At 68.2% G+C, this 7,433-nt stretch carries 7 protein-coding genes; 1 reads left to right on the forward strand and 6 read right to left on the reverse strand.

Annotated features, from left to right (window positions below; translation table 11 throughout):
• Positions 1-32 precede the first annotated feature (32 nt).
• The 6 genes from CQZ88_RS26115 to CQZ88_RS26140 form a co-directional block, all read right to left on the reverse strand.
• A complete protein-coding gene (locus CQZ88_RS26115) occupies positions 33-956 on the reverse strand; it encodes a hydroxymethylglutaryl-CoA lyase (RefSeq protein WP_006934203.1) in 924 nt (307 codons plus the stop codon).
• Positions 957-986: 30 nt separating this feature from the next.
• Positions 987-2,225, reverse strand: coding sequence for an acetyl-CoA hydrolase/transferase family protein (locus tag CQZ88_RS26120; protein WP_006934204.1), 1,239 nt, complete (start codon positions 2,223-2,225; stop codon positions 987-989).
• Positions 2,225-3,418: a thiolase family protein gene (locus CQZ88_RS26125; RefSeq protein WP_102800525.1), complete on the reverse strand. Its 1,194-nt coding sequence runs from the start codon at positions 3,416-3,418 to the stop codon at positions 2,225-2,227. Before CQZ88_RS26125 ends, CQZ88_RS26120 begins: the two co-directional genes overlap by 1 nt.
• On the reverse strand, positions 3,418-4,167 hold the full coding sequence (locus tag CQZ88_RS26130) for an SDR family NAD(P)-dependent oxidoreductase (RefSeq protein WP_006934208.1): 750 nt from the start codon (positions 4,165-4,167) through the stop codon (positions 3,418-3,420). Before CQZ88_RS26130 ends, CQZ88_RS26125 begins: the two co-directional genes overlap by 1 nt.
• Positions 4,167-5,333, reverse strand: a complete 1,167-nt coding sequence (locus CQZ88_RS26135) for an acyl-CoA dehydrogenase family protein (protein ID WP_006934209.1) — start codon at positions 5,331-5,333, stop codon at positions 4,167-4,169. Before CQZ88_RS26135 ends, CQZ88_RS26130 begins: the two co-directional genes overlap by 1 nt.
• Positions 5,334-5,405: 72 nt before the next feature.
• Complete coding sequence (locus CQZ88_RS26140; protein WP_006934211.1) at positions 5,406-6,482, reverse strand: acyl-CoA dehydrogenase family protein; 1,077 nt, start codon at positions 6,480-6,482, stop codon at positions 5,406-5,408.
• 165 nt (positions 6,483-6,647) lie between these two features.
• On the opposite strand from CQZ88_RS26140, the gene CQZ88_RS26145 reads away from it, so the two are divergent.
• A complete protein-coding gene (locus CQZ88_RS26145; protein WP_006934213.1) occupies positions 6,648-7,367 on the forward strand; it encodes a FadR/GntR family transcriptional regulator in 720 nt (239 codons plus the stop codon).
• Positions 7,368-7,433 lie beyond the last annotated feature (66 nt).

A 7,433-nucleotide genomic window follows, 5' to 3' on the forward strand; every position in this document is an offset into this window, starting at 1 on the left:
CTGATGTCGAAGTCGTACCGGGGACGAGGGCGTCAGCGCACGCCCGCGGCCCACTGGATCGGGCCGGCCACGATCGAGTGGCTGGTGAGCTTGCGGCCCAGCACCTGCTGAGCTTCGCGAGCGGCGTCGATGACCAAGTCGAGGTCGAGGCCGGTCTCCACGCCCATTTCGTGGAACATGCTCACCAGGTCCTCGGTGGCGATGTTGCCGGTCGAACCCACCGGGACGGGGCAGCCGCCCAGTTCACCGAAGCTCGACTCGAAGCTCGCGCACCCCGCCTCGAGCGCGGCGAACGCGTTCGCGAGGCCCTGGCCGCGGGTGTTGTGGAAGTGCGCGGTGACCTCGACGCCGGGCAGACGTTCGATGGCCGCGGCGAAGAACTCCGAGGCGTAGGCCGGATTGCACATGCCGGTGGTGTCACCGAAGCCGATCTCCGTGGCTCCGGATTCGGCGAATCTCTCCGCCAGGTCCAACACCCGCTTCAACTCCACCTTGCCCTCGAAGGGGCATCCGAACGACGTCGCGATGACCGCAGCGCAGTGCAGGTCCTCGGCGACGATCCGGCGAGCCATGATGTCGTTGTCCGCCATGGTTTCGTCGACGGTGCGGTTGACGTTCTTCTTGTTGTGGGTTTCGGATGCGCTGACGAAGATCGCGACCTCGTGGAAGGTGTCGCGAACCTTCAGCGCGTTGTCCAGTCCCTTGCTGTTCGGCACGAGGACCATCAGCCTCACGTCGTCGGGCACGTCGATGCGGCTGAGCACCTCCACCCCGTCCGAAAGCTGCGGGATGACGTCGGGCCGCACGAAACTGGCGACCTCGATACGCTTCAGGCCGGCGCGCCCGAGGGCGTTGATCAGCCGCACCTTGTCGTCGGTCGGGATGGTCTCCGGCTCGTTCTGGAAGCCGTCGCGCGGACCGACTTCTCGGATCTGTACCCGTTGGGGACGCGTCATGGCGTTCACTCCTCGTTTCCGCTCGCTCCGCTACGAAGCAAGGTCGTGCTCGGTCAGTGCGATGTCCAGCTGTTCGCGATGTTCCGGGGCTGCCACGGCGATCATTCGTCGGGCCCGTTCCGCGAGCGAACAGCCCCGCAGTTCGGCGACGCCGTGCTCGGTGACGACGTAGTCCACGTCGGCGCGGGCCGTGGTGACGGATCCGAACTGGAGGGCCGGCTTGATCGACGAGCGGCCCCGCGCGGTGGACCGCAGCGCGATGACCGAGCGGCCACCGGTCAGGGCCGCGGCCCGGGAGAAGTCCACCTGTCCGCCGACCGCGCCGACGTAGGTGGCTCCGGCCTGTTCCGCCCCCACCTGCCCGGTGAGGTCGACCTCGATGGCTGAGTTGATCGACACGAGCGCGGTCAGCTGCGAGAGCACTTGCGGCGCATGGGTATAGCTGGCGGGACGGAATTCCACCGGCAGGTGCGGCAGGCGCTCGTACAGGGTGGCCGTGCCCAGCGCCGCCCCGGTGACGTGGCGTCCGATGTCGATCTGTTTGCGCGCACCGGTCAGCACGCCCTTGTCGATCAGCCGCAGCACCGCATCGGAGATCATGCCGGAGTGCAGGCCGAGGTCCCGATGTCCTTCCAGGGCCGCCAGCACCGCCGAGGGCAGCGTGCCCACACCGACCTGGATGGTGTCGCCGTCCTCGACGAGGCCGGCGACGTGCCGGGCGATCGCCGTCTCGACGGCGGCGGGCTCACGGTCGGGCGCTTCGAGCAGCGGCCGGTCGGTCTCGACGACCGCCGCGAACCGCGACAGCGGGATCCTGGGTGCACCGTGGGTGGTCGGCATGCGCTGATTGATCTCGGCGATCAGGACGGGGGTGTGCTCGAGTGCGTCGGCGACGTAGTCGACGCCGACGCCGAGCGAGCAGTTGCCGTCGGCGTCGGGAGGAGCGACCTGCACGAACCCGACGTCGCACGGCAGGCGGTGCTCGGCGAACAGCCGGGGCAATGCCCCGTAGTGGCAGGGCACGACCTCGAGCCGGTCCCGTTGGCTGAGCCGGCGCAGTTCACCGAGCCCGCCGTAGGAGACGACGGACAACTCGTCCGGGGTCTGCTCGGTGAGTCGGCGGTCCCAGGTCAGTCCCACGAACGCCCGGACCGGGCCGATCGACGGGAGCTGGTCGAGCAGGGCGTGGACGAGCGGGGTGGGTTCCGCGCTCGTCTGGCTCCACCAGATTCCGTCGCCGGCCCGGACGTGGGGCGTGAGGTCGATCATCAGTCGATCCGTTGGATCAGGGTGGCGGTTCCGAGTCCGCCACCGCAGCACATGGTGACCAGTCCGATTTCGGCGTCGCGACGTTCGAGTTCGGCGACGATCGTCGCGATGAGACGGGCGCCGGTGGCGCCGACCGGGTGCCCGAGCGCGATCGCGCCGCCGTTGACGTTGACCCGGTCCATGTCGGGCTTGAGTTCGCGTTCCCAGGCCAGGACCACGGAACTGAACGCCTCGTTGATCTCGAAGAGGTCGATGTCGTCGATCGTCATCCCGTTGCGGTCGAGCAGCTTCTGTGTTGCCGGAATCGGACCGGTGAGCATGATGATCGGGTCGACTCCGACCGTGGTCTGGTCGAGGATCCGGGCGCGGGCGCGCAGACCGTGGGTCTCGACCGCGTCCCGCGAGGCGAGCAGGACACCGGCCGCGCCGTCCGAGATCGGCGACGAACTGCCGGCGGTGATCCGGCCGTTCTCCCGGAACGCGGTCCTCAGGCCGGCCAGGGTATCCAGGCTCGTGCCGGGCCGGACGGTCTGGTCGGTCCTGCGGAACTCGCCGTCGAGCTCGAGGGGGATCATCTCTTCGTCGAACCGCCCGGCCTCGATGGCCTCGGTCGCCAGACGATGGGATCGCACGGTGAATTCGTCCATCTCCTGCCGGGCGATGCCCCACCGGTCGGCGATGAGCTCGGCGCTCTCGCCCTGGTGCACGAAGTCGTACTTCTCCCGCAACTCGGCCGGCCACGGATCGCCGTAGAACTCGGAGATCTTGGCCGGGGAGTTGATCGGCACGTGGCCCATGTGCTCGACACCGCTGGCGATGACGAGGTCGTGCGTGCCGGACCCGACGAGGGCGGTACCCATCTCGACCGCGGTCTGCGCGGAGCCGCAACGGCGGTCGAGGACGACGGCCGGCACCTCGGGCGGGTATCCGGCCTGCAGCCATGCGTTGCGGCCGATGTTGCGGGACTGCTCACCGAAGGGCGCGGTGCAACCGACGATGAGGTCCTCCACTGCCGCCGGGGCCAGACCGCTGCGGCGGATCAGATCCGTGTAGACCGCGCCGAGCATCTCGTTCGGATGCGTATCACGGAACCATCCGCGTTCGGCGTGGGATCGGCCCATGGGGGTGCGAGCCGCTTCGGCGATGATCACCTCGCGCGCGGAGCGCTGGAACGGGTTGGTTGCGTTGGTCATCAGATCACCGTTCCACCGTCGACGGGCAGCACCTGGCCCGTGATGTACGAGGCGCCGTCGGAGGCGAAGAACACGAAGCTGGCCGAGATCTCGTTCGGCTCGGCCCAGCGCCTCAGCGCGACACGCTCGAGGGTCTTGGCCGCGAGCTTGTCGTTGCTGCGGATGTTCTCGGTCATCGGCGTGGCTGCAAGGGGCGCAATGGCATTGACGGTGATCTGTTTGCGGGCGAGCTCGCGGGCCAGCGACTTGGTCAGGCCGATGATGCCCGCCTTGGCCGCCCCGTAATTGGCCTGGCCGATGGTACCTTGCAGGCCGGCGGCGGAGGTGACGTTGATGACGCGCCCGGTGCCGTCCTCCGGCAGATAGGGCAGCACGGCTTTGCTGCACACGTAGCTGCCGACGAGGTGGATGTCGACGATGCGGCGGAAGTCGTCCTCCTCGAGATTCGGGAACATCGCGGGTGCGATGGCCCCGGCGTTGTTGACCAGGATGTTGACGACGCCGCCCCCGAGGGCGGCGGCCTGCTCCGCCGCGGCCGCGGCCTGGGCGGCGTTGCGGACGTCGAGCACGGCGGACTTGGCGGTACCGCCGGTGGCGGTGATCTCCGCGGCGACGGCGGCGGCCGCGTCCTCGTCGACATCGGTGACGAGGACGGCAGCGCCGGCGGCGGCGTACGCGTGCGCGACGGAGGCGCCGATGCCGCTGCCCGCGCCGGTCACGAGGGCGGATCTTCCGGTGAGTTCGAACATCAGTAGCTCCTGGGGAGGCCGAGCACGTGCTCGCCGAGGTAGTTGAGAACCATTTCCTGGCTCAGTGGTGCGATGCGCGTCAGGCGCGCCTCACGGAAGTAGCGCGCGACGTGGTACTCCTCCGAGTAGCCCATGCCGCCGTGGGTCTGCAGGGCGCGGTCGGCGGCCTGGAAGCCGGCGTCGGCGCACAGGTACTTGGCCATGTTGGCCTCGCGGGCGCAGGGGCGGCCGTTGTCGTAGAGCCAGGTCGCCTTGCGCAGGACGAGCTCGGCGGCGTCGAGGTGGGCGAGGGAGTCCGCGAGGGGGAACTGGATGCCCTGGTTCATGCCGATCGGGCGGCCGAACACCTCACGCTCGGTGGCGTACTGGGTGGCGCGGTGCAGGGCGGCGCGGCCGATGCCGAGGGCCTCGGAGGCGACGAGCATCCGTTCCGGGTTGAGCCCGTCGAGGATGTACTTGAAGCCCTTGCCCTCCTCGCCGACCCGATCCTCGACGGGGATCTCGAGTCCGTCGATGAACAACTCGTTGGAGGTGACGGCATTGCGGCCCATCTTCTTGATGGGGCGGATCTCGACCTTCGAGCGGTCCAGGTCGGTGAGGAAGAGCGTGAGACCGTCGGTCTTCTTGGTCACGTCCTCGAACTTGGTGGTGCGGGTGAGCAGGAGGATCTTCTCCGACTCCATCGCCTTCGAGATCCACACCTTGCGTCCGTTGACGATGTACTTGTCGCCGTCGCGCCGCGCGAAGGTGGTGATCTTGGTGGTGTCCAGGCCCGCGCCGGGTTCGGTGACCCCGAAGCACACGTGCAGGTCTCCGTTGACGATTCGCGGCAGGGTGCGCTGCTTGAGTTCCTCGGAGCCGTGCACGATCACCGGGTGCATGCCGAAGATCGACAGGTGCATCGAGCTGGCGCCGTTCATGCCGGCGCCGGACGCGGCGACCTCCTGCAGCAGGATCGAGGCCTCGGTGATGCCCAGGCCGTGTCCTCCGTACTCCTCGGGGGTGGTGATGCCCAGCCAGCCGCCCTTGGCGAACGCGTCGTAGAACTCCGTGGGGAATTCGTGGGCGGCGTCCTTCTCCACCCAGTACTGCTCGTCGAACTTGCCGGCGAGTTCTCGTACCGCATCTCGGATCGTTGCCTGATCCTCGGTCAGATCGAAGTCCACAACACAGTCCCGTCGTCGTCGCTACCGTTTGGCATTAAGTTACTAAAGGACAGACCATTTAGTCAACGGTGGTCAGCCGGCCGCCGGCAGAAGAGGCAGATCCCGAGCGAGACGCTCGTTCCACACCTCCGGGCTTCCGAACAGCTTCTCGTCGAGCTTGGTGCGCTTGTAGAACAGCTGCAGGTCGTGCTCCCACGTGTAGCCGATGGCGCCGTGCATCACGAGCGCACTGTCGGCGGCCTGGACCGCACTCCGGGTCACCTGCGCCTTCGCGATCGCCGCATGCATCGCGCGCTCCTCGAGGCCGAGATCCACCGAGGCCGCGGCATAGTAGGCGATGGACCGAGCCGCCTCCACGGACACGAGAATCGTTGCGGCAGCGTGCTTCATCGCCTGGAAGGAACCGATCGGCACACCGAACTGGTGGCGTGTTCGGCTGTAATCCACCGCCAATTGCAGCATCCGCTCCATCGCCCCGAGCGCGTCCGCGGAGACGAGCACGGCGGCGCGCAACCCCGCGTCGGCCAGCGCGGCCGGCACATCGACGTCGAGGCGCTGCGCGACGACGTTCTCGAACCGTACGTCGGCCGCGCCCCGGGACGGATCGAGGAAACGCCGCGGCGTGACCGTGACGCCCGGGTCTCCGACCCGAACGAGATAGAGGGCCGCTCCGTCGCCACCCTCGGCGGGGACGACGAGCCGAGCGGCCCGTTCGGCGCCGAGCACCGCGGACACGCGACCGGTCAGCACCCCTCGCTCGTCGACGCGCACGGCGTCGCGGAGTCCGAGGGGACGGCTGGAATCGAGTGCCAGGGCCGCGAATTCGCCACCGGTGAGCACCGCGTCGGCGACGTCAGGCGGCAACAGAGGGGCCGCGAGCACCGACGCGGTCCACGCGCTCGCCGGGGCGGCACACCGGCCCAGTGCCTCGGCGGTCAGCGCGAGTTCGAGCAGACCGCCCCCCTGTCCGCCCACATCCTCCGGCAGGCCGGCCGAGAACCACCCCTCCTCCACGAATCTGCGCTCGAACTCGGCAGGTTCACCCGATTCGCCCCACTTCCGGACGTTCGCGGGTGCCGCGAACCGCTCGAGCCAGCCGCCGAGGGCTTCGGTGAACATTTCCTGCTCTTCTGACAGCTCCCAACGCATGGAACTGGTCCTCTCGATGAGTCGGGGAATACCCTGCAAGATGAATGCAGCGACGATTCGATGGTATATTAGGTCTGACCGTTAGACCAGAGAGGGCGGGGAGTCATGTCACCAGCCGCACCGAGCACGACCCGGACCGGACGTTCCTCCATCCAGCTGACTCCGATGGAGGTTCCCAAGGCGTCGGATGTTCTTGCCAACGAGCTGCGCGAACGCATCCTCAGCGGCGAATACACCGAAGGGACCCCGCTTCCCCCGGAACGCGAACTCGTCGTCCAGACGAAGATGAGCCGGACCACGGTGCGCGAGGCTCTGCGCATCCTCGAGGTACAGGGCCTGGTACGAATCAAGGCGGGACGCGCCGGGGGTGCCTTCGTCCAGCGACCCGGCGAGCAGTCGATGGCCGACACCGTGGCGCTGCTCATTCGAGGACGCCAGATCCGCCTGGGCGCGCTGCTCGAAACGCGCGAGGCGATCGAACCGTTCTGCGCGCAACTGGCCGCCCGTCATCGGACCGACGAGGATCTCGCGCGGCTCGACGCCGCGAACGAGGACATCGCGGCCGCCGGCGACAAGCTCGACGCGTTCCTCCAGGCCAACGTCGACTGGCACATCGCCGTCGCCAGCGCGAGCCACAACGAACTGCTGTCGGGTCTGATGATCTCGCTGTCCCGTGCCATCTACGCCGCCACCGAGAACGAGGGCTTCATCGACGAGAAGGTCCGCGAGATCACCGTGAAGGCGCATCGCTCGGTCACCAGAGCGATCCGAGACCGCGACCCCGATGCTGCGGTCCGTCGCATGAGCCGCCACGTTCACTCGTACGCCGAGTCGATCCGGGAGTTCGAAGAGCGCACCGACATTCCACTGGACCAGGAGTCCTGAGCGACGCCCCCGTCCAGGCTCGCAGGAGTCCCCCTACCCCGAGGGACGCGATGGCCCCCATACCAC

It is taken from the genome of Rhodococcus sp. ENV425, from assembly GCF_002887785.1.
Lineage (GTDB): Bacteria > Actinomycetota > Actinomycetes > Mycobacteriales > Mycobacteriaceae > Rhodococcus > Rhodococcus aetherivorans.

Coding starts and splice junctions, on each gene's coding strand:
- CQZ88_RS26120 (WP_006934204.1), bottom strand. CDS start 2,225: ATGATCGACCTCACGCCCCACGTCCGGGCCGGCGACGGAATCTGGTGG.
- CQZ88_RS26125 (WP_102800525.1), bottom strand. CDS start 3,418: ATGACCAACGCAACCAACCCGTTCCAGCGCTCCGCGCGCGAGGTGATC.
- CQZ88_RS26140 (WP_006934211.1), bottom strand. CDS start 6,482: ATGCGTTGGGAGCTGTCAGAAGAGCAGGAAATGTTCACCGAAGCCCTC.
- CQZ88_RS26145 (WP_006934213.1), top strand. CDS start 6,648: ATGGAGGTTCCCAAGGCGTCGGATGTTCTTGCCAACGAGCTGCGCGAA.
- CQZ88_RS26115 (WP_006934203.1), bottom strand. CDS start 956: ATGACGCGTCCCCAACGGGTACAGATCCGAGAAGTCGGTCCGCGCGAC.
- CQZ88_RS26130 (WP_006934208.1), bottom strand. CDS start 4,167: ATGTTCGAACTCACCGGAAGATCCGCCCTCGTGACCGGCGCGGGCAGC.